Genomic DNA, 26,281 nt, shown 5'->3' with positions numbered 1-26,281 from the left:
TGTGTTTTTTCTTCAAAGGAACCTCGACCATCCGAAGATGGACGGGGTATCAACTAATCTGGCGTTGATTTTTGGCACGCTGTTGAGTTCTCAAGATGCGGACGCTTCCTTCGTTCCTGTTTCCAGGCCCTCCGGGCGCTTCCTTCGTTTCTAGCTTAGCAGACCCGATTTCCGGTTTCTGCCACCCGCTGGAGCGGGCTGCCGTTTATGGAATTTGCTTTCGCGCTTTCCGTTCCCGGCGGGGTCCAACGTTACCAGGGTTTCTCCGGCCCCCCGACCACTCCCCCGGCGAGCTGAGGCACGCAGAGGTGTAGACCACTGGGGTTAGGATCTGGCTTGTTGGGGTGCTGCCGACCCGCGACTCAATGCCGCGTTGGGGTCAGGCAGGAGTACGACAGTACATCCCACCGCCAGTAGAGGCAAATCGTTTCGGGTAGTCCCCTAGGTCCGCCAACTGGTACATCTCGTGGCGAACCGGGACTTCTCATGACTTAGGCTTCAGAACAGTACGCCGTCCTGGACAGGTAGTGACGGCGCCACACCATCTCCGCCCCTGGGAGGCTTCCCATGACAACCGTGACGTCGCCACTTGCTGGACGCGCCATCGGTCTCGCCGCAGTTCCGGACCCGGTCTTCTCCGGTGCGATGGTCGGGCCCGGCACCGCCATCGACCCCGTGCGCGAGTCCTCCGAGGCCGTGTCCCCCATCGACGGGGTCGTCGTCTCCATGCACCCGCACGCGTTCGTGGTCGTCGACGCCGAGGGACACGGCGTCCTCACGCACCTCGGCATCGACACCGTGCAGCTCAACGGGCAGGGCTTCGAGCTGCTCGTGAACAAGGGGGACACCGTGACGCGCGGACAGGCCGTCGTGCGCTGGAACCCGGCCGAGGTCGAGGCCGCCGGCAAGTCCCCCGTCTGCCCGATCGTGGCCCTGGAGGCCACCGCGGACTCTCTCGGCGACGTCGTCGACAGCGGCGAAGTGAAGGCCGGTGACCAGCTCTTCAGCTGGAGCTGAGGCCGGTCCGTCCTCGGGACGGCCGGGAGTTCGACATCCAACGCGGCGGCAGGGCCGCCGCTCAAGCGGAGACGGGTGAGATGGAGACAACGCTGCGAGGCGTCGGCGTCAGCCACGGAGTGGCGATCGGCGAGGTCCGGCACATGGGCACGGCGGTCCTCGAACCGCCGGCCAAGCAGATTCCGGCCGACGAGGCGGAGCGCGAACAGGGGCGCGCCCGTCAGGCGGTCGAGGCTGTGGCCGCGGACCTCATCGCGCGGGGCAACCTGGCCGGCGGCGAGGCGCAGGCCGTGCTCGAGGCGCAGGCGATGATCGCCCAGGACCCGGAGCTCATCGCCGACGTCGACCGCAGGATCGCGGTCGGCAGCACGGCGGAGCGCGGCATCTACGACGCGTTCTCGCACTACCGCGAGCTGCTCGCGGGCGCGGGCGAGTACATGGCGGGGCGGGTCGCCGACCTGGACGACGTGCGGAACCGGATCGTCGCGCGGCTGCTCGGCGTGCCGATGCCCGGCGTGCCGGACAGCGACGAGCCGTACGTGCTCATCGCGCGGGACCTGGCGCCGGCCGACACCGCGCTGCTCGACCCGACGCTCGTCCTCGGCTTCGTGACCGAGGAGGGCGGGCCGACCAGCCACAGCGCCATCCTGGCGCGGGCGCTCGGGGTGCCGGCCGTCGTGGCGCTGCCCGGCGCCGGTGAGCTGGCGGAGGGCACGCTCATCGCGGTCGACGGTTCCACGGGCGAGATCTTCGTGGACCCGAGCGAGGAGAAGAAGGCGGCGCTGACGCAGGCCGCCGCGGAGCGGAAGGCGGCGCTGTCCGCCTCCAGCGGGCCGGGGGCCACCTCGGACGGGCACAAGGTGCCGCTGCTCGCCAACGTCGGCGGTCCCGCCGACGTGCCGGCGGCGGTGGAGGCCGGTGCCGAGGGCGTGGGTCTGTTCCGTACGGAGTTCCTCTTCCTGGACGACAGCCAGAAGGCGCCGTCCGAGGAGAAGCAGATCGAGGCGTACCAGAAGGTGCTGGAGGCGTTCCCGGAGGGCCGGGTCGTCGTGCGGGTGCTCGACGCCGGTGCGGACAAGCCGCTGGAGTTCCTGACGCCCGCCGACGAGCCGAACCCGGCGCTCGGCGTGCGGGGGCTGCGGTCGCTGCTCGACCACCCGGAGGTGCTGCGGACGCAGCTCACCGCGCTGGCGAAGGCCGCCGAGGGCCTGCCGGTGTACCTGGAGGTCATGGCGCCGATGGTCGCCGACCGTACCGACGCGAAGGCCTTCGCCGACGCGTGCCGCGAGGCGGGGCTGCGGGCGAAGTTCGGTGCGATGGTCGAGATCCCGTCGGCCGCGCTGCGGGCGCGCTCGATCCTCCAGGAGGTCGAGTTCCTGTCGCTGGGCACCAACGACCTGGCCCAGTACACCTTCGCCGCCGACCGTCAGGTGGGTGCGGTGTCCCGGCTCCAGGACCCGTGGCAGCCGGCGCTGCTCGACCTGGTCGCGTTGTCCGCCGAGGCGGCCAAGGCCGAGGGCAAGAGCTGTGGTGTCTGTGGCGAGGCCGCTTCGGACCCGCTGCTCGCGTGTGTGCTGACCGGTCTGGGCGTCACCTCCCTGTCCATGGGTGCGGCGTCGATTCCGTACGTCCGGGCGACGCTCGCCAAGTACACGCTGGCGCAGTGCGAGCGTGCGGCGGCCGCGGCGCGGGCCGCGGACACCGCCCACGAGGCGCGGATCGCCGCGCAGGCGGTGCTGTCCGGGGAGTGATCCCGGTGCCGTAGGAGTGTGGTGGAGGGGCTTCCCGTCGACGGACGGGGAGCCCCTTCGGCGTGTCCGGGGTCAGTGGTGGCCGCTCCAGTCGTCGTCGGGGCCGGGGGCCAGCGGGAAGCCGGCGTGGTGCTCGACGTCCGGTTCGGGCGGGAGGGGTTCTCCCGTGCGGGCGTCGGTGCAGTAGGCGGCGAAGACCTCGGCCTCGGTGAGCGGGGTGAGGGTGTGGTCGCCGAGGCGCCAGCCGTGCAGGCGGTCGGGGCGGTCCGGTGCGGTGGTGCGCAGGACGAGGCCGCCGGGGGCTCCGAGGGCGAGGCCGACCGCGAGGACGGCGGTGAACTCGGTGGCGGCTGTCGTGTCGTGGTGGGCGGTGCCGTGGTCGTCGATGGTGGTGTGCAGGACGGCGAGAAGCTGTTCGTCGGCGACGGGGACGCTGCAGACGAGGTGGTGGATGCCGGGGTCGGCGGCTTCGAGGAGGCGCGTGAGCAGGCGGGTGGCGCGGTGGAAGGACTCCCGGCCGATGTCCTTGCCGCAGGTGGCGCAGTCGCCGGTGGTGGCGAGGACCGTGGTGGCGTACTCCCAGGTGGCGTGGCGGACGGCGGTGTCGACGAGTTCGGGCAGGAGGGCGGTGAGGGGCTGGCCGGTGTAGTCGACGCGGGCGCCGGTGGCGGCCAGGTGGGCGGTGAAGCGGCTGCGGCTGGCCGGCAGGTCGGGATCGAGGCCCGTTTCGGTGCACCAGGCCGCGTACTCCTCGGGGTCGAAGAGGGTGACGGTGGTGTGGCCGCCCTCGTCGGCGAGGGTCTTGAGGAGGGCCTCGACCTGGCGGAGGTAGGTCGTGTGGTCGTCGAAGGCGAAGGTGCGGTAGCGGCGCATGGCGCTGAAGTCCTGCTCGTCGGCGAGGAGGCCGACGGTGCTGGGGACCTCGCGGCGCAGGGCGCGGCGCAGGCTGGTCGTGGTGGTGCCGGTGCGTGTCATGTCTCCCCCTTGGTGCGCGGGCCGATCGGTACGCTCCGATCAGTGCTCACTCACCGTAACCTTCGCCACTGACAGTGACGGCGTGGCGAGGCGGCGGCGGACGAGGCGGTGCTGGCCGGCGGTGGTGGCGAGGAGGGCGGCGCCGAGGAAGGGCCAGGCGAAGGGGCCCGCGGAGACGATGGCGGTCATGAGGAGGGGGCCGGCGAAGCGCTGGGTGGACTGGGCGAGTCCGTGGACGCCGAGGTAGGCGCCCTGGGCGGTGTCGTCGGCGAGGGCGACGGAGAGTTCCCAGGAGGCGATGGTGTGGATCATCTCGGCGAAGCTGAGGGCGACGGCGGCGGTGACGAGGGCGGCGACGGCGACGTTCCGGCCGCCGAGGCCGGAGACGGCGAGGGCGAGGGTGCCGACGGCGAAGAGGGCGGCGAGCGGGCGGTAGAGGCGGCGGGCCGCGTCGCTGTGGGCGCCGTAGCGGGAGAGCGGGACCTGGAAGGCGACGACGAGGACGCTGTTGAGGACCAGGAGGAGCGGCGCGAGGCCGACGGGGGCGTCGGTGGCATGGACGATCCAGAGGGGCAGGGCGACCTGGAGGATCGAGTCGTGGAGGTAGAAGACGGCGTCGCCCGCGGTGAAGGCGAGGAAGCCGCGGTCGCGCCAGGGACCCTTGGCCTTGGCGGTGGTGGCGGCCGGGTCGGCGGTGGTGGCGGCCACCGTGCGGGAGGGGGCGGGCGGTTCGGAGCAGCGCAGGGTCAGGACGGTCATCACCAGGTAGCTGACGGCGTTGCCGACGAGCAGGAGCTGGTAGGCGGTGGTGGTGCCGACGGCGAGGGCGGCGGCGGCGCCGAGGCCGCCGAGGGTCCAGCCGAGGTTGTTGGCGGTGCGGTTGATGGCCTGGTAGCGGACGCGTTCGGGGCCGGCGGCGCGGGCGGCGTACAGCTTGGTGAGGACGTTGGTGGCGCGGTCGGGGAGGGCGCCGAGGGCGGAGTAGAGGACGAGGAGGACGTAGGTGTCGGTGGTGAGGAGGGCGAGGAGGGCGGCGGCGCGCAGGAGTTGGCAGGTGATGACGACGCGGACGAGCGGGAAGCGGTCGGCGAGGCGGCCGCCGATGGGGGCTCCCGCGATGCCGGCGGCGCCGGAGAGGCCGATGAGCAGGCCGACCTGGCCGAGGCCGAGGCCGGTGACGTAGGTGAAGTAGAGGGCCATGGCGGTGGACCAGAGGCCGGTGCCGCACTTGTCGATGAAGCCGACGAGGATCATGCGGCGGCCGTCGGGGCCGCCGGGGACGCGGTCCTTGAGGGGTGTTCGGGTCTTTCCTGCGGTCCGGTTCATCGGTCCCCCTTGCCAATTCTTTTGTACTGATACATAGTTGATTACGTGGCAGCACAATATGCGATCGCAGGGACGACGGCCAAGGGGATTGCCGCGTCCGTCGAACGGGGTGTGGCGGAGGGCGGGCTCGCGCCCGGGGACGCCCTGCCGCCGGTACGGCGGCTCGCCGATGCACTGGGGGTGAGTCCCGGGACGGTCGCCACCGCGTACAAGGAGCTGCGGCGCCGGGGGCTCGTCGTCACCCGGGGCCGGGGCGGGACCGTGGTGGCCCAGGTGCCGTCGGTGGCGTCCCGGCGCCCTCCGCGCGTGCCGCAGGGGCTCGTGGACCTGGCCGGCGGCCACCCCGATCCGGCGTTCCTGCCGGTGCTGCGGCCGCCGGCGCCCGTACCGCCCGTGTACGGCTCGCACCGCGCGGCGCCGCGCCTCCCCCACCTGGAGGCCCTGACCCGGGAGTGGTTCGAGCGGGACGGCGTGGCGGCGGAGCACGTGACCTTCGCCCACGGGGCGCTCGACTGCATCGCGCGGCTGCTCTCGACGGAGCTGCGGCCCGGGGACGCCGTGGCCGTCGAGGACCCGGGCTTCCACCACCTCCTGGACCTGGTGTCCGCGCTGGGGCTGCGGATGGTGCCGGTCGCGGTGGACGGCGAGGGGCTCGTGCCGGAGTCGCTGCGCGCCGCGCTGCGGGGCGGGGTGCGCGCGGTGGTGTGCAGCCCGCGCGGGCAGTGCCCGACCGGGGCGTTCTTCACCCGGGAGCGGCGCGACGAACTGGTCGCGGTGCTGCGGGACTTCCCCGAGGTGCTCGTCGTCGAGGACGATCACAACGCGGAGGTGGGCGGCGCGGCCGCGTACACCCTGGCGGCCGCGGGGCTCGGACGGTGGGCGCAGGTGCGGACCGTCTCGAAGCACCTCGGGATCGATCTGCGGTGGGCCGGCGTGGCCTGCGACCCGGTGACGCTCGCGCGGCACGACGGGCGGATGCTGATGACCTCAGGCTGGGTCAGCCACGTGCTCCAGGAGACGGTGGCCGATCTGCTCGCCGACCCGTCGGTGGGCGCGCTCGTGGCGGCCGGGGAGGCGGCGTACGCGGAGCGGCGCGGGGCCCTGATCGACGCCCTCGGCGCCTACCGCGTCCGGGCGGTCGGGGCGAGCGGCCTGAACGTGTGGGTGCCGGTGCGGGACGAGTCCGCCGTGGTGAACGGGCTGCGGACGCACGGCTGGTGGGTGGCGGCCGGGGCGCGCTTCCGGATCGCCGCGCCGCCCGCCGTGCGGATCACGGCGGCGACGCTCGCCCCGGCGGAGGCCCGGCGGCTGGCCGCCGACTTCGCCGACGTCCTGGGGGACGCGCAGGCGACCTACGGCGGATGAGCGCGGGCGCGGGGCGGACACGCGCGGCCCCGCCCGGAGGGTGCGGCGCCGGGCGGGGCGGGCTTGCGGGTGTCAGGCGCGGCGGGCGCGGCGGGCGGCAGCCAGGGACTCGTAGAAGCGCAGGAGGTCGAGGTTGTCGACCGAGCCCGCGTTGACGGCCTTGGCGAGCGGGGTGCCCTGGAGGAGCCGCTTGACCGGGACCTCGATGCGCTTGCCGGTGAGGGTGTGCGGGACGCCCGGGACCTCGATGATCTCGTCGGGGACGTGCCGCGGGGACAGCTCGGCGCGGATGGTGCTCTTGATCCGGCCGATCAGCTCCTCGTCGAGGGTGGCGCCTTCGGCGAGGTGCACGAAGAGCGGCATCCAGTAACCGCCGTCCGGCTCCTCCAGGCCGATGACGAGGGACTCGCGGATCTCCGGGAGCCGCTCGACGGCCTCGTAGATGTCGGCGCTGCCCATCCGGACGCCCTGACGGTTGAGGGTGGAGTCGGAGCGGCCGTGGATGACGACCGAGCCGTGGTCGGTGATCGTGATCCAGTCCCCGTGGCGCCAGACGCCGGGGAACATCTCGAAGTAGCTGTCGCGGTAGCGGCTGCCGTCGGGGTCGTTCCAGAAGTGGATCGGCATGGAGGGCATCGGGTTGGTGACGACCAGCTCGCCCACCTCGCCGGTCACCGGCTTGCCGGAGCGGTCCCAGGCCTGGAGGTCGGTGCCGAGGCCGGCGGCCTGGAGCTCGCCGATGTGGACGGGGAGGGTGGGGACGGCGCCGGCGAAGCAGGAGCAGACGTCCGTGCCGCCGCTGACGGAGGCGATCCACAGGTCCTCGCGGACCTCGTCGTGGAGCCAGCGGAAGCCGTCGGGGGGCAGCGGGGAGCCGGTGGTGGCGACGCACCCGACGGCGGAGAGGTCGAAGTCGCGGCCCGGGTGGACGTCGGCCTTGGCGCAGGCCATGACGTACGCGGCGGAGGTGCCGTACAGGGTGGCGCGGGTGCGCTCGGCGATCCGCCACTGGGCGGCGGTGTCGGGGTACCCGGGGCTGCCGTCGTACAGCACGACGGTGGTGCCGGTGAGGAGGCCGGAGACGAGGAAGTTCCACATCATCCAGCCGGTGGACGTGTACCAGAAGAACACGTCCTGGGGGCCGAGGTCGCAGTGCAGTCCGAGCTGCTTGAGGTGCTCGACGAGGATGCCGCCCTGGGACTGGACGATGGCCTTGGGCAGGCCGGTGGTGCCGGAGGAGTACAGGACCCACAGCGGGTGCGCGAAGGGCACCTGCTCGTAGACGGGCTCGACGTCGGCGGCGACGAGGTCGGCCCAGGCGAGGGTGCCTTCGGGGGCCGGGGTGCCGAGGAGCGGGATGTGGACGACCGCGCGGAGGGTGGGCAGTTCGGCGCGGAGCTCGGCGACGGTGGAGCGGCGGTCGTGCTCCTTGCCGCCGTAGCGGTAGCCGTCGACGGTGAAGAGGACGACCGGCTCGACCTGCTGGAAGCGGTCGAGGACGGAGCGGGCGCCGAAGTCGGGGGCGCAGGAGGTCCAGACGCCGCCGACGGCGGCGGTGGCGAGGAGGGCGACGACGGCCTGCGGGACGTTGGGCAGGTAGCCGCTGACGCGGTCGCCGGGGCGTACGCCGAAGGCGCGGAGTTCGGCGGCGAGGGAGCCGACCTGGCGGCGGAGCTCGGCCCAGGTGACCGGGGTCGGCTCGTGTGTCTCGTCCACATGGAGGAGGGCCGTGTCGTGGGGGCGCTCGGCGGCGGCGCGCAGGGCGTGCTCGGCGTAGTTCAGCGTGGCGCCGGGGAACCAGTCGGCGCCGGGCATGGAGCGGTCGCCGAGGACGCGCTCGTACGGGGTGGTGAAGCGGACGTCGAACCACTCGACGAGGGCCCCCCAGAAGGTGTCGAGCTCCTCGACCGACCAGCGGTGGAGCGCCGGGTAGCCGCCCTCGGCCGGGGCGCCGTGGTGTTCGGCGGCCCAGGACTGGAAGCGGGTGACGGCGGCGGTGGCGATGCGCTCCTCGTCCGGCTGCCAGAGCGGCTCGGTCTGCGGCGATGTCATGGGTGGTGGCTCCCTGGCTGTACGCGGGGTCGGCGTGTGTCCCGCGCACGTGCTGGGGTGTGCGCGTGACGCGGCTGACAGGACGATGCCATGTGAGCGGCTTTCGCACCAGGGTTGCCCACCCATGGTCGGAGAGTTGAACATGTGCCCCCACCACGGGTGAACGGCAACTGAACGGAGCCTGCAACGCCCCAGGTGGGTGGCAGGGTGAGCCCCATGGACGGTCGGGAACTGGTGCGCTCGGTGAAGGTGTTCGGCGCGGTGCAGGGGTTGCGGGCGGTGCGGTCGGCGTGGCGGCAGCGTCGTACGGACGGGAAGGTGCTGCCGCAGCGGGGGGCGGAGCGGGCACGGGTGCCGGGACCGGTGGTCGGGGCCGAGGCGGAGCCGGGCGGCGGGACCGTCCGCTTCGCCCGGTCCTCGCTGCGGATCCGCGTGTCGGCGGGCGGCACCGTGTTCTGGGGCTGGGACGGGGCGGAGCCGCTGCCGTCGTACGCGCTGGCCGACGGGTCGGCGGCCCCGGAGCCGGATCCGCGGGCCGAGCTGGAGCCGGACACGGACGGCGGCTGGCGGGTCGTGTCGGAGCGGGTGACGGTCGCGGTCTCGCGGCACGGGGCGGTGGAGATCCGGACGCCCGGGGGGCTGATGCTGCGGCGGGACCTGCCGCCGCGCTGGTGGGAGCCGGTGGCGGGCGGTCCGGCGCGGTGGGCGCAGCGCAGCGAGGTGCCGGCGGACGCGCGGTTCTTCGGGCTCGGCGGGCGGGCGGCGGGACCGCGGCTGCGGGACGGGGCGTACCGGCTGTGGAACACCGGCCCGAAGGGCAGCTTCGCGCCGGGGGACGACCCGCTGTACATCACGATGCCGGTGCAGTTCGTGGTCTCGGACGCGGGCACGCACCTGGCCTTCCACGACAACACGTGGGACGGGCGGGTGACGCTGGCCGAGGGCGAGGAGGGGGCGGGCTCGGGGCACGACCGGCCGGGGACCAGCGAGGTGCGGATGGAGGGCGGGCCGCTGCGGTGCTGGGTGGTGGTCGGCACCCCCGCGCGCGTGCTGCACGGCTGGGCGGCGCTGACGGGCGCGCCCGCGCTGCCGCCGTCCTGGGCGCTGGGGCCGCAGCACGCGCGCCGGGGGTTCGACAGCGCGCGGGAGGTGCGCCGGGTGGTCGCCGGATACCGGGAGCGGGGGCTTGTGCTGTCGGCGCTGCACCTGGACATCGACCACTGCGACGGGCACCGGGTCTTCACGGTGGACCGGGAGCGGTTCCCCGACCTGCCGGGGCTCGCGCGGGAACTGCGGGAGCAGGGCGTACGGCTCGTGTCGATCGTGGACCCGGCGGTGAAGGCGGAGCCGGGGAATCCGGTGTACGAGGCGGGGCGGGCGGCCGGGGCCTTCGTGCGGGACGCGCGGGGCGAGGAGGTCCACGGGGTGGTGCGGCCGGGTGACTGCGCCTATCCGGACTTCACGGACCCCGCGGTACGGGAGTGGTGGGGCGGGCTGTACGAGGAGCGGCTGCGGCAGGGCTTCGCCGGGTTCTGGCACGACATGAACGAGCCGGTCTCCTTCGCCGCCTTCGGGGACATGACGCTGCCGCGGTCGGCGCGGCACCACCTGGAGGGACGTGGCGGTGACCACCGGGAGGCGCACAACGTCTACGCGCTCACGATGGCGCGCGCCGGTTACGAGGGGCTGCGTCGGCTGCGGCCCGACGAGCGGCCGTTCCTCTTCTCGCGCGCGGGCTGGGCGGGGATGCAGCGGTACGGGGGCACCTGGTCGGGTGACGTGTCGACGGGGTGGCCGGGGCTGCGGGCGTCGCTCGCGCTGGTCCTCGGGCTCGGGCTGTGCGGGGTGCCGTACTCGGGCCCGGACGTCGGCGGTTTCGACGGGAGCCCCTCGCCGGAGCTGTTCCTGCGGTGGTTCCAGCTGGGCGCGTGGCTGCCGCTGTTCCGGACGCACGCGGCGATCGACGCGGGGCGCCGGGAGCCGTGGGCGTTCGGCCCGGAGGTGCTGGAGCACGCGCGCGTGGCGCTCGCCGAACGCGAGCGGCTGCGCCCGTACTTCGAGACGCTGGCCCGGCTCGCCCGGATGACGGGGGCGCCGTACGTGCGGCCGGTGTGGTGGGGGGCGCCGGAGGACCGGGCGCTGCGGGACTGCGAGGACGCGTTCCTGCTGGGCGACGCGCTGCTGGTCGCGCCGGTGCTGACGCGGGGCTCGGACCGGCGGGCGGTGCGGCTGCCGCGCGGGTGCTGGTACGACACCGCGACGGGGCGGGCGTACGAGGGGCCGGGGCAGGTCCTGCTCGACGCGCCGCTGTCGCGGGTGCCGGTCCTGGCGCGGGCGGGGGCGGTGCTGCCGGTGCGGGGCGAGGACGGGGGGCTCGCGCTCGAGGTGTGGGCTCCGGCGGCGGGGCGGGCGGGCGGGGGGCTCGTGGTGCGGGACACCGGCGACGGGTGGGAGGCGGCGGAGATCGAGCGGTACCAGTCGCGGCTGGTGGACGGGCGGGTGGTGGTGGAGCGCGTCACGGACGAGGGCGTGGCGGAGGCGGGGCTGCCGGTACGGGTGCGGGGGTGGGGCGGGGCTTAGGGGGGGCGGGGAGCCTGGCCGGGCGGTCTCGCCGGGGTGCCTCGCCGGGACGGTCTCGTTGCTCGTGGCCGGGGCCCTTTGCCCGTTGCCCGTTGCCCGTTGCCCGTCAGGCGTACGCTCCGGCGAACCACTTCCGTACCGCCTCGGTGTGGAGCGGGAAGGCGAGGGGCGTCGGTGCGCGCAGGACGTGCAGGGCGGCCGTCTCGTCGGTCGGGGTGAAGGGCGGCAGCGCGCGCAGCGGCGGGAGGAGCCCGAAGAGGAGCAGGTGGTCCGGCGAGCTGAGCGCGTCGGCGAGGCGGACCTCGTCCGCGTCCGCCTCGATGCCCGTCTCCTCGCGGAGTTCACGGACGACGGCCGCCCGCCAGTCCTCGCCGTGGTCGATGAAGCCGCCGGGGAGGGCGATGCCGCCCCGCTGGGGCGCGATGGCCCGGGTGATGGCGACCAGCCCCGTGCCCCGGTCCTCGGCGACCGGGAGCAGGGCGACGGCGACGGGCAGCGGATTGCGGTAGGCGGTGCGGCCGCAGGCGGGACAGGTGCGGGGCCAGGCGGCGCCGGGGGCGTGGGCGGTGCCGCAGGCGGCGCAGTGGGAGGGGGCGGGCGCGGAGTCGGTCACGGGGCGACCGTACGCGATCGCCCGTTTCCCGCGCAGCGGGAACGCACGGCCAGGTCCCTCACGGTGGCGCAGGGAACGCGGTGGGGCCTTCCCCGCGTCGGCGGGAACGCACGGTCGGTCTGTTGCGGCGTCGGCGGAACTGATAGACGGGGCCCATGACAGGACTTGCCTCCGCTCTGCGGACCCTCGCCGTCACCGCCGCCGCCGGTCTGCTCGCCGTCACGGGCGCCGCCGCCTCCGCTCCCCCGGCGGCGGCCGCGCCCGAACCGAAGGCGCCGCGCACGTTCGTGGCGCTGGACTCGGTCGACCGGACGATCCTCCAGGACATGCGCTACACGACGGCGCACAACTTCGTGGGCGAGCCGGTCGACGGCTACCGGCAGCCGCTGTGCATCCTGACCCGCCCGGCCGCCGAGGCGCTGCACCGCGCCCAGCTGCGGCTGCTCGCCCGGGGCTACACGCTCAAGGTGTACGACTGCTACCGGCCGCAGCGGGCGGTCGACCACTTCGTGCGCTGGGCGAAGGACCTCGGGGACGAGCGGATGAAGGGGGAGTTCTATCCGCTCGTCGACAAGTCGAGGCTGTTCGCGGACGGGTACATCGCGGAGAAGTCGGGGCACAGCCGGGGGTCGACGGTCGACCTGACGCTCGTGCGGCTGCCCGCCGCGCCGACGCGGCCGTACGTGCCGGGCGAGGAACTGGTGGAGTGCTTCGCGCCGCAGGCGGAGCGGTTCCCGGACAACTCGGTCGACATGGGGACCGGGTACGACTGCTTCGACACGCTCTCGCACACCGACGACCCGCGGATCGGGGGCGAGCAGCGGGCCAACCGGCAGCTCCTGAAGGGCGTGCTGGCCGCGGAGGGGTTCGTGAACCTGCCCGAGGAGTGGTGGCACTTCACGTTCAAGCCGGAGCCGTTCCCCGCGACGTTCTTCGACTTCCCGGTGGCGCGGAGGTCGGTGGCCGGGCACTGACGCCTTCCCCGTACGCGTCGCCCCGGACCCACCGCCGAACCACCGCCGGTACAGGCCCTGTTCGGCGGTGGTTCCGGGGCTCGCTCAGACCGGGGCGTGCGCGCGGTCGGCCAGGACCAGGGCGTGCTCGACGACGGCGACCAGGACGTTCTTCACGGACTCCCGGTCACGGGCGTCGCACATCACCAGCTCCACCTCCGGGTCGAGGTCGAGCGCGCCGCGGACGCTCTCGACCGGGTAGCGGCGGGCGCCCTCGAAGCAGTTGACCGCCACCGTGAACGGGATGCCGCGCCGCTCGAAGTAGTCGATGGCGGCGAAGCTGTCCTCCAGACGACGGGTGTCCGCGAGGACGACCGCGCCGAGCGCGCCCTGCGCCAGCTCGTCCCAGAGGAACCAGAAGCGGTCCTGTCCCGGCGTGCCGAACAGGTACAGGACGAGGTCCTCGCGCAGGGTGATCCGGCCGAAGTCCATGGCGACCGTGGTGGTCGTCTTGGTCTCGACGCCGTGGAGGTCGTCCACGGGGCGGCCCACCTCGCTGAGGATCTCCTCGGTCCGCAGCGGCCGGATCTCGCTGACCGCACCGACCATCGTCGTCTTGCCGACCCCGAACCCGCCCGCGACGAGGATCTTCAGGGTCACCGGCTCGACGTAGGTCTTCTTGCGGCTAGAGCGCCCGAAGGCCATTGATCACCTCGCGAAGAATGCTCACGTCCGGCAGTTCGGCCGGCGGAACGGGGCGGGTCACACGGACGAGTTCGTCCTCGACGAGATCGCCGACGAGGACCCGGACCACCCCGACGGGGAGGTCGAGCCCTGCGGCGAGCTCGGCGATCGACTGGGGCTGCTCGGAGCAGCGTTCGACGATCTCCACGTGTTCCGGGGAGAGCGTCTGGTCCCGGCCGGGATCGTCGGCGGCGGGCTCGGGCACCACCACCGCGATCAGGTCGAGCCGGTGGCGGGTGGCGGCGCTGGTCCGGCCGCGGGTCATCGCGTACGGACGGACCACGGGGCCGGCCTCGTCGTCGAACCAGTGGTGGTGGACGGGGGCCTGCCCGGCGGTGGCCGGGTTCGGACGTTCGGATCGGTTCCGCTCGGCTGCGTCGCTCATTCCGCCCCCACTCATCCTCCGGCGGGCAGGCCGGTCCGGGGGGCCGTGGTGAGGTGGGCCCCGACCCGCTTGACCATCAGCGTCATCTCGTACGCCACCTGGCCGACGTCCGAGTCGGAGTCCGCGAGGACGGCGAGGCAGCTGCCGTCGCCCGCGGCCGTGACGAACAGGAAGGCGTCCTCCAGTTCGACGACGGTCTGCCGCACCCTGCCCGCCTCGAAGTGGCGGCCGACGCCCTTGGCGAGGCTGTGGAATCCGGAGGCGACGGCGGCCAGGTGCTCGCCGTCCTCCCGGGTGAGCTCCTGGGAGGCGCCGGTGGGGAGACCGTCGCTGGAGAGCACCAGGGCCTTGCGGATGGATCCGACGCGCTGCACGAGCTCGTCGAGGAGCCAGTTCAGCTCCCCGTTCCCACGTCCGGAGGTGCTGTCGGTTGCTGCGGCGTTCGGTGCGGTCATCGACCGTCCCCCTCGGGTGTCGTTCCTGGTGCTGTCGTGTCGTCCGGGTCGGCGTTGTGCCGACGGCCGCGCTGCCAGCCGCGCTGCATGGCGGCCATGCGGGCGCGGACCTCGTCGGCGTCGCGCTCGAAGGACTCGGGTCCTGTGGGCTCGGGGGCGCCCGGGTGCGCGCCTCGGCCCGTGCCGGTGCCGGTGCCCGTGCCGGTGCCCGTGCCGGTGGCGCCGTCGGCGGACTCGCGGAGCTGGGGCGCGAGGCTGGCCTGGCGCACGCGGCGGGGCAGACCGCCGAAGGGGGCGGGGGCCTCGGGCTCGACGGGGGCGGCGGGGGCGGGGCGGCCGCCGGGCGCGTCGGGGCCCTGCGAGCCGCCGGGCGCGTCGTACCGCCGCGGGCGCTCGGGGCGACCGGAGCCGTCCGGGCGTACGGGGACGAGGTTCGGGCCGCCGGCCGAGGGCCGGGTCCCGTCCGCGGTGCCGGGGGCGCCCCTGTCGTGCGCGCGGTCGTCGGCGAACCCGCCGTGCGTGCCGGGTGTGCCGTCCTCGGCTCCGGCGCGACCGGGTGCGGGGTGCGGGCGGCCCCGCTCGTCGACGCGGCGGCCGTGGTCCACGACGAGCGTCGGCGGGCGGCGTCGCGGCAGCGGCACGGGGCCCTGGGGGGCGCGCCCGGCCGGAAGGTCGTCCGCGTCGTCGCCGTGGCCCGAGGCCTGGTCCGGCGTCTGCTGGTGCTGTTCGCCGGCGGGGGCGAGCCCGCGGCGGCGGTCGCGGGGCCGGAAGAGTCCGCCGCGCTCGCTGTCGCTGTCGAGGAGGTCGGCCGAGCAGTCGAACAGCGCGTCGAAGTCCTCGGTGCCGAGCGGCGGTTCGAGTTCGACGGGGCCGTCGAAGGCGCCGCGCGCCGCCGTCGTGCCGACCGGGTCCGTCACGTCGGGGACCTTGGTCAGGGCGGGCCTGCGGGTCGGCGGGCCGCCGGCGTCCACGGGCTCGGCGGCCCCGCGGCTCCGGTCGGCGCGGTCCGTGCCCGTCCGGTCCAGCCGGAAGCCGGCGCCCTGGGTCTCGGGTGCGTCGGTGAGCAGGGCGGCCGGGATGAACACGACCGCGGTGGTGCCTCCGTACGGCGAGGTCTGCAGGGAGACGCGGACGTTCTGGCGCTGGGCGAGTCGGCTGACGACGAAGAGGCCGAGCCGGTCGGTGTCGGAGAGCTCGAACTCGGGGGTCTCGGCGAGCCGGAGGTTGGCGTCGAGCAGGGCGTCGGGGTTCATGCCGAGGCCGCGGTCGTGGATCTCCAGGGTGAAACCGTTGGCGACCCGCTCGCCGAGGACCTGGACGGCGGTGTGCGGGGGCGAGAAGACCGTGGCGTTCTCGAGGAGTTCGGCGATGAGGTGGGTGAGGTCGGCGACGGCCGGGCCGCCCACGCCGATGCGGGGCAGGCGGCGGACCTCGATGCGCTCGTAGTCCTCGACCTCGGCGACCGCGGCCCGTACGACGTCCATGAGCTGGACGGGCTTGCGCCACTGGCGGGACGGGGCGGCGCCGGAGAGGATCACGAGGCCCTCGGCGTGCCGGCGCATGCGGGTGGTGAGGTGGTCGAGCCGGAAGAGGTCGGCCAGTTCGTCGGTGTCCTCGGTGCGCCGCTCCATGGTGTCGAGGAGCGTGAGCTGGCGGTGGAGGAGGACCTGGTTGCGGCGGGCGAGGTTGACGAACACCTCGGAGACGCCGCGCCGCAGCTCGGCCTGTTTGACGGCGGCCTCGACGGCGGCGCGCTGGAGGGTGTTGAGCGCCTGGCCGACCTCGCCGACCTCGTCCTCCCCGTACCGCAGGTGGGGCACCTCGGTCTCGACGTCGACCTGCTCGCCCGCGGCGAGGCGGCGCATCACGCTGGGCAGCCGGACGCCGGAGACCTCCTGGGCCTCCTTCTGGAGGCGCCGCAGGTCGCGGATGAGCTCGCGGCCGATGCGGACGGAGATGACGATCGAGGCGAGGAGGGCGAGGAAGCCGAGGACTCCGGCGACGCCCACCTTGAGGAGCACGCTGTACGCGGCGGGCTGGACGCGGTCCTGGTAGCGGTCGCCCGCCGCGGTGTTCTCGCGGGCGAGGTCGTCGAGGACGGGGCTCGCCTCGTCCTGCCAGTAGGCGGGGGTGACGGCCTTCGGGTCGTCGGTGGCGCCCGCCTCGATGAGGGCGTTCTCGGCGGTGCGCAGGGCCGCGGTCTCGGGGCTGCGCCAGTACTTCTCGAAGCGCTCGCGCTCGGCGGCGGGCAGGAGTTCGAGGTTGACCTCGTAGAACTGCTCGCGGCCGGCGACGAGGTCGGATATCGCGCGGATCTCCTCTGCGGTGATCCGGTCGGCGACGAGCGCGGAGAGGACGAGCGCGTCCTCGCGGGAGAGGAGTTCGCGGGCGCGCGTCACGCCGACGAGGGCGCGGCCCTGCTTGTCCATCTCCACGTTCTCCAGGGCGTGGAGGGTGATGAGGAAGCTGTAGCAGGGGTCGACCAGCCGGTTGTAGAACTCGAGGGCCTGCATGCGGCTGATGCTGCGGTTCTCGACGGAGCGGCGCAGCGCGTCCAGTTCGTCGAGCGCCTGGAGGAGGGAGGTGAGCCGCTGGGAGGTGACGGGCCTCATCTCGTCGCGTACGCCGGGGTCGGCGGCGTTCGCTCGGATGCGGGTGAGCTGGCGGTCGGTGGCCTGCCGGGTCTCGCGGAGGGAGACGAGGGCCTCGGAGCCGCGCGGGTCGGCGAGGTAGATGAGCGACTGGCGGCGCTCCAGCTGGATGACCCGGGCGGTGTCCTCCAGGGGGTAGCCGACCTTGTCGACGATGTAGCCGACGTCGAGGAGTTGGTCGGCCTCACGGCCGGTCAGCACCGTCGCGAAGCCCCAGAGGCCGGTGAGGGAGACGAGCGGGACGAGGAGCAACGCCACGATCTTCCGGCGGATGGACTTCCCGCGAAAGCGCATGGCCTCCCCCAGCTCGGCCCCCGCGCGCCACGGGGGACCTGCACGTGTCTGACGTCGGCGTCAACACGCGGCGTCAACCTTCGATTTCAACAAACGGCGGCGCGAGCCTACTACTGCATCACGGCCATCTCGAAGGCATGTCCGGTCGTTTTTCAGCCTGTCGGGTGATCGTTGATCATGAGATGTCCCGGTATTCGGGGAGTTGGGCTCCGTCACTGTGGCACAGGACACGTGGTGGTGTGGCATTTCCCCCGGCTATGGAGATGGCTGGAATTATTCGTTCCGGTCGCGGTAATTCCGGAACAGGCGAAACCTTTTCCCGCTCTGACACGTCATGGTGGGCAGGGGGGTTTCTGTCCGAGTAAAGGCCCTCACAACGGGCAGGCGTCCCTTGAGGAACACAGCGGTGGGGAGTGACAGGACCATGGAAGACGAGGCGCGGACGGCGCGTCAGCTGTGGGTGGAGGACGAGGAGGGTGTGCGGCGGATGCCGGACCCCGTGCGCAACGCCGCCGTTCGGGCGGTGATGATCACATCGGTCACGCTGATCCAGGGGGTGGTCGCCTTCCTCTGCACGCTCGCGGGTTCCTGGCTGGCGTTCCCCGTGACCATCACGGCGGTGGCCTCCACCGTGGTGGCCACCTGGAGCGTGCTCGACGTCTGGGTCACCCGTCAGGTGTGGCGCCAGCGCAACGGAGTCGTCTCCGAGCCCAGCAGCACGGCACGCCGGCCGTTCAGGGAGCGGTACGAGGACTCCGCCGACACCGTGGAGCGCAGGGCCCCGCAGGGGGCGCCGCTCTCCGAGGCGGCCTGACGGCGAACCCGTCACGACGAGACGCGGCCCGGTCCCCGAAGGTGGGGGCCGGGCCGCCGTTGTTCCGCCCGCGCGGGAGCGACCGGGCCCGGCGACCGCTACGGCGTCCGCACCGCGGGCTGTTCGTCCGCCTGATGACGCCGGAACATCCGGGTCGCCGTGATCTCGCCGTGGATCGTCTCGCCCTCCGCCGCGGGCTGCGGCAGCCCGGGACGCAGGTGCTCCTCCACGCTGATGTACTTGAGCCCCGCCCGCAGGTCGGCGTCGTTGCGCAGCCGGATCACCAGCGGGAACTCGGCGAGCGCGGTCGTGTCGAACAGGCCCGTCGTGTAGAGGAGCTGGACGCCGAGCGCGTCCGACACCGCCCGCTGGAGCTCCAGCAGGTACGTGGCGTTGGCGCGGCCGATCGGGTTGTCGAGGAACAGCGTGCCCGCGTGCCGGTGCTTGTCGCGGCCGCGGTCGTTGGAGCGCAGCGCCGCCATCGTGCAGTACAGCGCGATGGCCGCGGTGAGCAGCTGCCCGCCGGAGAAGACGTCGCCCATCTGCCCGACCGGTACGCGCTCGGCGCGCAGCACCGCGTCCGGCTTGAGGATCTCGACCGCGACGCCCTTGGGTTCGAGCGCGGCCTGCACCCCGCGCAGGAGCAGGGACATGCCGTCCCGGCGCAGGTCGGAGTTCTTCTTGACGGCCGCGCGGGTCGCCTCGTCGACGACCTCGCCGAGCCGCTCCGCGAGCGTGGCCTGGTCCGGCTCCTCGAACCGGATCCGCAGGAACTCCTGGCCCGACCACTCGCCGAGCCCCTCCGGGAGGCGCGAGAGCCGCTGCGCGGAGCGGAGCGTGGCGAGGGAGGACTCCACGAGCCCGCGCAGCCGGTCCACGATCGAGTCCCGGTTGCGCTCCAGCTGCTCCAGCTCGTCCGTCAGGACCCGCAGCCGGGGCGCGAAGGCCTCGGCCCACTTGGCGGCGTGCTCGGGGAGCGCGGACGCGGGCAGTTCCCTGATCTGCTGGCGGGCGGGGGTGCGCACCTGCTCGTAGCGGGTGGAGTTGGCGTGCCGGACGAGGATGTCGCTCGCCTCGCGCACGGCGGCTTCGGCGGCGGACAGCTCGGCCGTGCAGGCGCGCAGCGCGCGGCGCGCCTCGGCGGCGACGGTGCGGGCCTCCTCCAGGGTGCCGGGGTGCGGGGCGGGGGTCTCGTGCTCCTCGTCCGTGTGGTCGCGGAGCTGGTCGCGCAGGAGGGCCGCCGTCTCGTCGAAGCCGCCGGCCGCGTCCTCGGCGGCCCGGTGGTCCCGGAGCAGTCCGGAGTGCGCGGCCCTCGCCGCCTCCAGGGCGTCGGTACGGGCGGCGAGTTCGGCGGTCGCGGTACGGAGGAGGGCCTGGGCGTGCTCGGCGTCCGCGGGCACCAGTTCCTCGGGCAGCTCCGTGTGGGCCCCGCCGTCCTCGGGGGCCAGGCGCTCGGCCTCGCCGCGCAGCCGGCCGAGCTTCTCGCTGGCCTCGGAGGCGCGGGACTCCAGCATCTGGACCAGGGACTCGGCGCGGGCCGCCGCCGCCTGGCGGGAGGGGCCGTCGGCGCCGTCGGTCGACTCCAGGAGCTGCTCGGCGCGGGTGCGGACCTTGTTGGTGAGCCGGTCGAGTTCGGCGAGGGCGGCGGACTCGTCGCTCTCGGCGCGGGCCTGCTCGGCGCGGAGGTCGGCGCCGACGCCGACCTTCTCGTACACCTGGGAGGCAGCGCGGTACGCCTCGCGGAGGGTGGGGAGCGCGGCGCGGGGCGCGTCGGCGTCCTGCTCGGGGAGGTTCTCGGGGGCCCCGGCGATCTCGGCGCGCTCCGCCCGCAGGGCGCGGGCCGTGCGGTGGGCGTCGTCGGCGGCGCGCTGGGCGGCGCGGCGGTCCTCGTCGGCGGCGCGGGCGCGCTCCAGGCAGGTCTGGGCGCGGGCCTCCGCCTCGGCGGCGTCGTCGGCGAGTTCGCGGAGCTTGGCCTGCCAGGCGGAGCGCTCACGGAGCCGGTACGCGAGGCCCGCGAGGGCGTCGGCGACCCGGCGGGCGCGCTGGGCCGCCTCCTGGCGCTCGTCCCTGACCTGGGCGGCTTCCGCGGCGACCTCGTCGGCCTCCGCCCGTACGGCGCGCGCCTCGGCGAGGGTCGCGGCGGCGGCCTCGGCCGTCTCCCGGGCGGTGGCGGCGACGGCGGCCAGTTCGGCGAGCATGCCGGGCGGGCAGTCGGCGCGCCAGGCGCCGATCCGGGCGGCGAGCGCCCGGTCGCCGGCCAGCCGGGCGGCGAGCGTGCGGATCTCCTCGTCGCGGGCGGCGGCGCGGGCCCGCAGGGCGTGGCGCTCCTCGTCGGCGGCCAGCTCGTCGTGCATGGCCGGGTTCGGCGGGACGAGGAAGACGCCGGTGTCCTCGTCGCCGTCCCGCGCCGGTACGGGTGCGAGCAGGGCGGCCGCGGTACCGACGGCGACGGCGGAGCGGGGCAGCAGGGCGGCGGAGCCGAGGACCTCGCGGGCGCGGCCGTACGAGACGGGGTCGGTGATGACGACGCCGTCGACGAGTTCGGGGCGGGCGGCGAGCACGCGCGCGTGGTCGGCGGGGTCCACGGCCTGCGCGAGGTAGCGCCAGCCGGGGAGCGCCGGGATGCCGTGCTCGCCGAGGAACTCGACGGTGGCGAGGACGTCCGGGCCGGGCGGCAGCAGTCCGCCGTCGCCGAGCGCCCCGAGGATCCGCGCGTCGTCGGCGGCGGCGGTGCGGAGGTCGAACAGCTGCCGCTCGGCGGAGGCGACGGCCTGGTCGAGCATGCCGCGCAGCTCGTCGGCGTAGCGGTCGAACTCGGTGACGGTGAGCGGTCCCTGGGCACCGGACGGGTCGACGACGAGGCCGAGGGCGGCGCCGGGGACGGCGGTGTCGGCCGTGTCCCGGCCCGTGGCGGCGGCGTCGCCGGGGGCGCCGTGGCCGCCCGGGGCGGTGTGGGCGTCCTCGCCCGCGCCCCGTGCGGCGGGGTCGGTGCCTTCGGGGGCCGCCGGGCCGTGGGCCCGGCCGGCGCCACCGGCACGGTCTGCGGCGGGCGTCGCCGCCGGCGCGTCGGACGGCCCGGCCGGGCGGCCGACCGTGCCGTGGCCCGGCCGGTCGCCGCTCGGGGTCGTTCCGGCCGGGGCCGCTCCGCGCTGGCCGGGGAGCGGGGAGCTCTGGCCCGGGAGCGGGGAGCTCTGGCCGGGGACGGAGGAGTTCTGGCCCGGAAGGCTCAGGAGGTCGGCGAGGCGCGGTTCCGCGGCGAGGGTTTCGGCGGCGCGGCGCTCCGCTTCGTAGGCGTGGCCCGCGGCCTCGGCCGCGTCCGCGGCGCGCGCGGCGGCGAGTTCGGCGCGGGACTCGGCCGCGGCGGCCTCGCGGGCGCGGTCGGCGGCCGTGCGGGCGGCGTCGCGGGCCGTGTCCCAGGCGGCGACCGTGGACTTCTCGGCGTCGCTCGCGGCGAGCGCGGCGCGCGCCGGGTCGGCGTCGGGTGCGGAGTCGTCGAGCCAGCCGGCCCGTACCGCCTCGGCCGTCTCCTGCTCGACCTCGGCGAGCCGCTGGCGCAGGTGCCCGGCCTCGCTGCGGGCCCGCTGGGCCTCGGTCGCGGCGGCGGTCGCGTCGCGGTGGGCGGTCTCGCCCGCCTCCTGGAGGGCGCTGGAGCGCTCCTCCTCCTCGGCGGCGTGCCGCTCGCCCTCCTCGGCCGCGGCGGCCAGGGCCCGTACGAGGTCGGCTGCGGCCTTCGCGCGGGCGGCGAGGGCCGGGGCGGCGTCGCGCTCGGCCTCGCGGATGGCGGCGGCCACGCGGGCGGAGCGGTCGCCCGCGGCGCGGTGGCGGAGGACCGCCTCGGCGGCCTGCCACGCGGAGTGCAGGGTGCGGGCGTCGGTGAGTTCGCGGCGCTGGGCGGCGGCGCCCTTCTCGGCCGCGGTGAGCGCCAAGGAGGCGTGCCGGAAGGCGAGTTCGGCGGCGATGAGCGCGCTGCGGCCGCGTGCGGTCTCGGCCTCGGAGACGGCGTGGGCGGCGGAGGTGACCTGCTGGGCGAGTTCGGCGGCCCGGCCCCGCTCCTCGGCGGCGCGGGCGGAGAGCCGCTGGGCGAGGGTGCGGGTGCGCCGCTCGGCGGCCGCGTGGACGTCACGCGCGCGTGCCCTGGTCTCGGCGGCCTCGACGATCCGGCCGAGGAGGTCGACGGAGCCGGCGGTGAAGTCGCGCTCGGCGGTGAGTTCGGCGCGGCGGCCGAGCTTGTTGCCGAAGCCGCCGACGAGGTCGGCGAGGCCGTCGGTGTCGCGGGTGTCGGTGACGGCCCGCAGGAGCAGGTCGGTGAAGTCGGAGTCCTTCTTGACCGCGAAGAGGCCGGCGGCCTCGCCCTCGTCGGCGTTCATCTCGCGCTGGTAGCGGAAGAGTTCGGGGTCGAGGCCGAGGTCGCCGAGGTGCTCGTTCCAGCGGTCGTGGATCTCCTCCCAGTACACCTCCAGGTGCGGGTAGGCCTTCCCGGCCTCGGTGAGGGCGTCGCGGAAGCCCTTCATCGTGCGGCGCCGTCCGGTGGCGCCCGAGGCGCCCTCGACGGGCGGGCGGACGGCGGTGGACTCGGCGACGGGGAGGTTGTCGAGGCTGAGTCCGGGGCCGGGCCGGAAGGAGTACCAGGCCTCGGCGAACTTCCTCGGGTCGTTGGAGACCTGGCGGCCGCGCCACTCGCTGGCCTTGCCGACGACGACGAGTTCGCCGGTGAGGGTGTGCTGCCACTCCAGGGCGACGTGACCGCAGTCGTCGGCGAGGAGGAACTTGCGGAGCACGCCGGAGCTGGCGCCGCCGAGGGTGTTGCGGTGGCCGGGGAGCATGACCGAGAAGATCAGCTTGAGGAGGACGGACTTTCCGCCGCCGTTCTCCAGGAAGAGCACGCCCGCGGGTGCGGGGCGGCGCGGCGGGCCGACCGGTTCCTCCTCGAAGAACTCCGCCTGGGTGGGGGCGGGGTGCGGCACGGGCGCGCCGACTCCGCGGAGGTCCAGGACGGTGTCGGCGTAGCGCGCGCCGGCGGGGCCGATGGAGTAGAGGCGGACCCGGGACAGCTCGTACATGGCGAGGAACTCTCGTGCTCTCGTACTGGGAGGTTCGGTTGCGCGGGCGGTCGCGCGGGGCGGGTGTGCGCGGGACGGTTACGGGCGGGGCGGTTACGGGCGGGGCGGTTACGGGCGGGGCGGTTACGCGTGGAACGGGAGGCCCGCGTCGGCGGCGAGCTCCAGGTCGTCGCCCTCGGGCGGCGGGAGGAGGGTGGCGGATCCGTCGCTGACGGGGACGACCCCGAGGTCGAGGAGTTCGGCCATGGCCGCGGAACCGGCCATGTCCCGCACCTGGAGCTGGTAGCGGGCGGTGGTGCGGTAGGAGCCGCCGCCCTCGTCACCGGTGCGCTGGAGGAAGCCGGAGTCGGTGAGGAAGGCGACGGCCTTGCCGACGATGCCGGTGGTGGAACCGGCCAGGCGGCGGGCGTCCTTCGTGGCGCCGGTGGCGCTGCGGCGGGCGTAGATCCGCCAGGCCGCCTCAAGGCCGGGGGCGTCACTGGCCGGGTCGGTGTTCTCGCCCCGCTCCTCGGCGCGCTGCTCCAGGCGCAGACAGGCCTGGCGGACGAAGGCGTCGACGCCGTTGACGGTGAGGCGGCCGATGTAGCCGTCGTCGGCCAGGTCCTCGGGGCGGGGGAAGGCCATGGCCGCGACGGCGAGGTGGGCGAGGCCGTGCAGGAAGCGGTCGGCGGAGTCGGTGTGGGCGCGGCGGGCGTAGTCGCCCATGCGGACGGCGAACACCGAGTCCTCGGCGGCCGTGACGGCCATGCCCGCGCGCGGGGAGACCTCCAGGACGACGAGGCCGAGGCCGGTGGCGACGGCGTCGGCGAGCCGCGCGAACGGCGGGTCCTCGCGGTACCGGCGGAGGAGGTCCGCGTACTCCGCGTCCCGGGCGGGCAGCAGCTTCGGCTGGAGCCCGAAGGAGACGAGCCGGGCGGCGTCGGCGGCGTCCGCGGGCGTGACGGCGGCGGTGGAGGAGGACGGCGGGGCCGCCGGGGTCTGCGGGGGCTCCTGCTCGCTCCACGCGTTCGTGTACGCGGCGTGGGTGTCACTCACGGCTGGGGCTCCTCGGTGCGGATCTCGGTACGGCTTTCGCTGCGGCTCTCGGGGCGGCGCTCGGGGCGGCTCGGGGCGACGCCCGCGGGACCGCTTCCGGTCAGACACTCGGTACCGGTGCTCGTGTCCGTGCCGGTGCCTGTGTCCGTGCCTGTGTCCGTGCCGGTGCCGGTGCCGGTCGCCTCGGCGGACGTGCCGGGGCGCGTCAGGGGCAGCGGGACCGGGGTGACGGCGGTGACGGGCCGCTCCGCCGGGGCCGCGCCGTCGGCGAGGCGTACGGCGCGGACCGCGGGCAGGCTCCGCCGCCGGTCCGCGGCGGTACGGGGCGGCTCCGCCACCGGTACGGCGCCGAGCCGCGGCCCCTCCCCCGGCTCGTGGTGGGTGTCGGGCTCCTGCGGCGGCTCCACGAGGACGGCCCGCACGCGGGGCCGATCGGCGTCGGCCGGCTCCCTCGGGGCGGGTACGTCGGTGAGGTCGGGGGCTGCCGCAGCGGGAGCCACGGTGCCGGGCGCAGCGGGGACGGGCGCCTCGGGGAGGGGCGGAGCGGGCGTCTCACCGGCCTCGGGGTCGGTGGCGCCCGTCAGGGGCTGGGCAGCGGTGGTGCCGCCCGAGGAGGGCACGGGCGGTGTGGTGAGGGTCACGAGGCCTCCGTGCGGTCCGCGGCCATCCCGACCGCGTCGAGCAGGGCCGTACCGACGATGAGGTCCGCGCCGCCGAACTCGGGGTCGTCCAGCGGGGTGCCGTCGTCGACGGCGAAGAGCAGGCGCTCCTCGCCCTGGCGGTAGGCCGTCCCGACCGGCGGGCTCGCCGCGTGGACGGCGAGGAGGGCGACGAGGTACGGGAGGTCGGCGTCGATCCGGCGGGCCTCGGCCAGCAGCCCGGAGAGGCGGCGCGGGGCGTCGTGCTCCAGGTCGAGGAGGCCCGTGGCGAGGGCGAGCTGCTCCTCGCTGAAGCGGGAGTCGTCGGGGGTCGCGATCAGGTCCGGCTCGGGCATCTCGGCACCGAGGTGCTCGCGCTCGACGGGCGGCGTGAGCAGGAGGTCGACGAGGTCGCCGAGGCGCACGGACGCGGGGGTGCGCAGTCCGGTGCCGCGCGCGAAGAAGGCGTCGGTCACGCGCGTCGCCCGCTCGACGGGGAGCGGCAGTATCGGGGCGACGAGCTGTCCGTACAGGTCGAGGCCGGTGTACGTGGTGGGGGCGGCGAAGGCCTGCCGGTCCTGCTCCGCCCGGAACAGCGGGCCGGCCTCCAGGAGGCGCGACTGGAGCTGGGTGTGGCGCCGGATGCAGTCCTTGACGATGTCGACCAGCTCGGCGGCGCGCCGCTTGTGCTCGGCCGTCTTCGGGTCGGAGCCGGTGTCGGCCTCGTCGCGGGCCTTGCGGATGTTGGTGAGGATCGCGTTCTCGTGGCGGTAGCGGTCGGCGACGTGGTCGAGCGCCTCGGCGATCATGTCGGGGACGGCGTTGAGCCAGTCCACGGCGCGGACGTTGCGCCGGGTCGCCTCCAGGGTCCTGCGGAGGCTCTCGGCGTACTGCACGGTCCGGTAGCGCGCCTGCTCGGCGGCGAGCTGCGCGTCGGCGAGGCGGCCCCGGTTGATCAGGACCTCCAGCTTCACCTCGGCGGCGATCTGGGCGCTGGTGACGTCGGTGTCCAGGGCGCCGACGAGGACGTTGACGGCCTCGTCCGTGGTGCGGAGGTAGACCCCGCCGCCGTAGCCGGGGACCTCCTCGATGAGCTTGAAGTCGTAGTCGCGGCGGACGTAGACCCCGTCGGTGCCGAAGGTGCCGTAGACGGCGCGGAAGCCGCGGTCGACGCTGCCGACGTTGATCAGGTTCTCCAGGACCCAGCGGGCGACGCGCTCGTGCTCGGCGGCGGGGCGCTGGGGGGCCTGGGCGGCGACGCGGGGCAGCAGCCTGGCGATTATCTGCTCGTGGTCGGCACCGGTGTCGAAGTCCATGTTGAGCGTGACGAGGTCGATCGCGGCGAGCGCGACCTCGGCCATCGAGTAGACCGTGTACTCGCCGGCGAGGTTCGCCTTGCGCGCGTCGAGGTCGTGCAGCGGGGCGGTGCACGCGAGCGCGCGGAGGCGCCGCGCGAGCCCTTCGTCGGCGGCCGGGCCCTGCGCGGGCCGCGGCCCCGCGCTGAGCTGGGGCGGAGCGAGGTCCGTCGAGGCAGGCGAAGTCACGGTGCACAGAGTAGGTCCTGGAACTGACA

The 26,281-nt window shown here is 74.7% G+C and carries 18 protein-coding genes; 6 read left to right on the top strand and 12 right to left on the bottom strand.

Features of this window, described 5'->3' with window-relative positions; translation table 11 throughout:
- Positions 1 to 567 precede the first annotated feature (567 nt).
- Positions 568 to 1,017 carry a PTS sugar transporter subunit IIA gene (locus ACWDVG_RS24655; protein WP_451701911.1) on the top strand — a complete coding sequence of 150 codons (450 nt, stop codon included), beginning with the start codon at positions 568 to 570 and terminating at the stop codon, positions 1,015 to 1,017.
- A gap of 80 nt (positions 1,018 to 1,097) precedes the next feature.
- Positions 1,098 to 2,768 carry a phosphoenolpyruvate--protein phosphotransferase gene (ptsP, locus tag ACWDVG_RS24650; RefSeq protein ID WP_451701909.1) on the top strand — a complete coding sequence of 557 codons (1,671 nt, stop codon included), beginning with the start codon at positions 1,098 to 1,100 and terminating at the stop codon, positions 2,766 to 2,768.
- Between the two features lie 72 nt (positions 2,769 to 2,840).
- On the opposite strand, the gene ACWDVG_RS24645 is transcribed toward ptsP, so the two are convergent.
- Both ACWDVG_RS24645 and ACWDVG_RS24640 read right to left on the bottom strand, forming a co-directional pair.
- Positions 2,841 to 3,743, bottom strand: coding sequence for a hypothetical protein (locus ACWDVG_RS24645; protein ID WP_451701907.1), 903 nt, complete (start codon positions 3,741 to 3,743; stop codon positions 2,841 to 2,843).
- Between the two features lie 39 nt (positions 3,744 to 3,782).
- Positions 3,783 to 5,069: an MFS transporter gene (locus tag ACWDVG_RS24640; RefSeq protein WP_451701905.1), complete on the bottom strand. Its 1,287-nt coding sequence runs from the start codon at positions 5,067 to 5,069 to the stop codon at positions 3,783 to 3,785.
- A gap of 45 nt (positions 5,070 to 5,114) precedes the next feature.
- Here ACWDVG_RS24640 and ACWDVG_RS24635 point away from each other — a divergent pair, with 45 nt between their 5' ends.
- Positions 5,115 to 6,434: an aminotransferase class I/II-fold pyridoxal phosphate-dependent enzyme gene (locus ACWDVG_RS24635; protein ID WP_451701903.1), complete on the top strand. Its 1,320-nt coding sequence runs from the start codon at positions 5,115 to 5,117 to the stop codon at positions 6,432 to 6,434.
- A 72-nt stretch (positions 6,435 to 6,506) separates the two neighbouring features.
- Here the strand turns inward: ACWDVG_RS24635 and ACWDVG_RS24630 are convergent, their stop codons facing one another.
- A complete protein-coding gene (locus ACWDVG_RS24630) occupies positions 6,507 to 8,486 on the bottom strand; it encodes an acetoacetate--CoA ligase (RefSeq protein WP_451701901.1) in 1,980 nt (659 codons plus the stop codon).
- A 216-nt stretch (positions 8,487 to 8,702) separates the two neighbouring features.
- On the opposite strand from ACWDVG_RS24630, the gene ACWDVG_RS24625 reads away from it, so the two are divergent.
- Positions 8,703 to 11,066, top strand: coding sequence for a glycoside hydrolase family 31 protein (locus ACWDVG_RS24625; protein ID WP_451701899.1), 2,364 nt, complete (start codon positions 8,703 to 8,705; stop codon positions 11,064 to 11,066).
- A 106-nt stretch (positions 11,067 to 11,172) separates the two neighbouring features.
- Here ACWDVG_RS24625 and ACWDVG_RS24620 read toward each other — a convergent pair whose 3' ends face one another.
- Positions 11,173 to 11,679 (bottom strand): NUDIX domain-containing protein, encoded by a 507-nt coding sequence (locus ACWDVG_RS24620; RefSeq protein WP_451701897.1) that lies wholly within the window; start codon positions 11,677 to 11,679, stop codon positions 11,173 to 11,175.
- A gap of 155 nt (positions 11,680 to 11,834) precedes the next feature.
- On the opposite strand from ACWDVG_RS24620, the gene ACWDVG_RS24615 reads away from it, so the two are divergent.
- On the top strand, positions 11,835 to 12,653 hold the full coding sequence (locus ACWDVG_RS24615; RefSeq protein WP_451701895.1) for a M15 family metallopeptidase: 819 nt from the start codon (positions 11,835 to 11,837) through the stop codon (positions 12,651 to 12,653).
- Between the two features lie 84 nt (positions 12,654 to 12,737).
- On the opposite strand, the gene ACWDVG_RS24610 is transcribed toward ACWDVG_RS24615, so the two are convergent.
- The 4 genes from ACWDVG_RS24610 to ACWDVG_RS24595 are packed head-to-tail and all read right to left on the bottom strand — an operon-like array spanning position 12,738 to position 17,161.
- A complete protein-coding gene (locus ACWDVG_RS24610; protein ID WP_451701894.1) occupies positions 12,738 to 13,337 on the bottom strand; it encodes a GTP-binding protein in 600 nt (199 codons plus the stop codon).
- Complete coding sequence (locus tag ACWDVG_RS24605; RefSeq protein ID WP_451701892.1) at positions 13,318 to 13,761, bottom strand: DUF742 domain-containing protein; 444 nt, start codon at positions 13,759 to 13,761, stop codon at positions 13,318 to 13,320. Before ACWDVG_RS24605 ends, ACWDVG_RS24610 begins: the two co-directional genes overlap by 20 nt.
- A gap of 11 nt (positions 13,762 to 13,772) precedes the next feature.
- Entirely contained in the window at positions 13,773 to 14,216 is a 444-nt protein-coding gene (locus ACWDVG_RS24600) for a roadblock/LC7 domain-containing protein (RefSeq protein WP_451701891.1), read from the bottom strand.
- Positions 14,213 to 17,161: a nitrate- and nitrite sensing domain-containing protein gene (locus tag ACWDVG_RS24595; protein ID WP_451701890.1), complete on the bottom strand. Its 2,949-nt coding sequence runs from the start codon at positions 17,159 to 17,161 to the stop codon at positions 14,213 to 14,215. Before ACWDVG_RS24595 ends, ACWDVG_RS24600 begins: the two co-directional genes overlap by 4 nt.
- Positions 17,162 to 17,585: 424 nt before the next feature.
- Between ACWDVG_RS24595 and ACWDVG_RS24590 the strand changes: the two genes are divergently transcribed.
- Positions 17,586 to 17,975, top strand: a complete 390-nt coding sequence (locus ACWDVG_RS24590) for a hypothetical protein (RefSeq protein ID WP_451701888.1) — start codon at positions 17,586 to 17,588, stop codon at positions 17,973 to 17,975.
- A gap of 98 nt (positions 17,976 to 18,073) precedes the next feature.
- Here the strand turns inward: ACWDVG_RS24590 and ACWDVG_RS24585 are convergent, their stop codons facing one another.
- The 4 genes from ACWDVG_RS24585 to ACWDVG_RS24570 all read right to left on the bottom strand — a co-directional run bounded on the left by ACWDVG_RS24585 (position 18,074) and on the right by ACWDVG_RS24570 (position 26,252).
- On the bottom strand, positions 18,074 to 23,035 hold the full coding sequence (locus ACWDVG_RS24585; RefSeq protein WP_451701886.1) for a hypothetical protein: 4,962 nt from the start codon (positions 23,033 to 23,035) through the stop codon (positions 18,074 to 18,076).
- Positions 23,036 to 23,158: 123 nt separating this feature from the next.
- Positions 23,159 to 24,070 carry a hypothetical protein gene (locus ACWDVG_RS24580; protein WP_451701884.1) on the bottom strand — a complete coding sequence of 304 codons (912 nt, stop codon included), beginning with the start codon at positions 24,068 to 24,070 and terminating at the stop codon, positions 23,159 to 23,161.
- Positions 24,067 to 24,711, bottom strand: a complete 645-nt coding sequence (locus tag ACWDVG_RS24575; RefSeq protein ID WP_451701883.1) for a hypothetical protein — start codon at positions 24,709 to 24,711, stop codon at positions 24,067 to 24,069. Before ACWDVG_RS24575 ends, ACWDVG_RS24580 begins: the two co-directional genes overlap by 4 nt.
- Entirely contained in the window at positions 24,708 to 26,252 is a 1,545-nt protein-coding gene (locus ACWDVG_RS24570) for a hypothetical protein (RefSeq protein WP_451701882.1), read from the bottom strand. The genes ACWDVG_RS24575 and ACWDVG_RS24570 overlap by 4 nt, the downstream gene beginning before the upstream one ends.
- Between the last annotated feature and the right edge of the window lie 29 nt (positions 26,253 to 26,281).

Source organism: Streptomyces sp. NPDC003327, from assembly GCF_053589515.1.
Note: the sequence above shows the minus strand (reverse complement) of the source record. Positions and strands in the feature narration are given on the sequence as shown.

Coding starts and splice junctions, on each gene's coding strand:
- ACWDVG_RS24655 (WP_451701911.1), top strand. CDS start 568: ATGACAACCGTGACGTCGCCACTTGCTGGACGCGCCATCGGTCTCGCC.
- ptsP (WP_451701909.1), top strand. CDS start 1,098: ATGGAGACAACGCTGCGAGGCGTCGGCGTCAGCCACGGAGTGGCGATC.
- ACWDVG_RS24645 (WP_451701907.1), bottom strand. CDS start 3,743: ATGACACGCACCGGCACCACCACGACCAGCCTGCGCCGCGCCCTGCGC.
- ACWDVG_RS24640 (WP_451701905.1), bottom strand. CDS start 5,069: ATGAACCGGACCGCAGGAAAGACCCGAACACCCCTCAAGGACCGCGTC.
- ACWDVG_RS24630 (WP_451701901.1), bottom strand. CDS start 8,486: ATGACATCGCCGCAGACCGAGCCGCTCTGGCAGCCGGACGAGGAGCGC.
- ACWDVG_RS24625 (WP_451701899.1), top strand. CDS start 8,703: ATGGACGGTCGGGAACTGGTGCGCTCGGTGAAGGTGTTCGGCGCGGTG.
- ACWDVG_RS24615 (WP_451701895.1), top strand. CDS start 11,835: ATGACAGGACTTGCCTCCGCTCTGCGGACCCTCGCCGTCACCGCCGCC.
- ACWDVG_RS24610 (WP_451701894.1), bottom strand. CDS start 13,337: ATGGCCTTCGGGCGCTCTAGCCGCAAGAAGACCTACGTCGAGCCGGTG.
- ACWDVG_RS24605 (WP_451701892.1), bottom strand. CDS start 13,761: ATGAGCGACGCAGCCGAGCGGAACCGATCCGAACGTCCGAACCCGGCC.
- ACWDVG_RS24600 (WP_451701891.1), bottom strand. CDS start 14,216: ATGACCGCACCGAACGCCGCAGCAACCGACAGCACCTCCGGACGTGGG.
- ACWDVG_RS24595 (WP_451701890.1), bottom strand. CDS start 17,161: ATGCGCTTTCGCGGGAAGTCCATCCGCCGGAAGATCGTGGCGTTGCTC.
- ACWDVG_RS24590 (WP_451701888.1), top strand. CDS start 17,586: ATGGAAGACGAGGCGCGGACGGCGCGTCAGCTGTGGGTGGAGGACGAG.
- ACWDVG_RS24585 (WP_451701886.1), bottom strand. CDS start 23,035: ATGTACGAGCTGTCCCGGGTCCGCCTCTACTCCATCGGCCCCGCCGGC.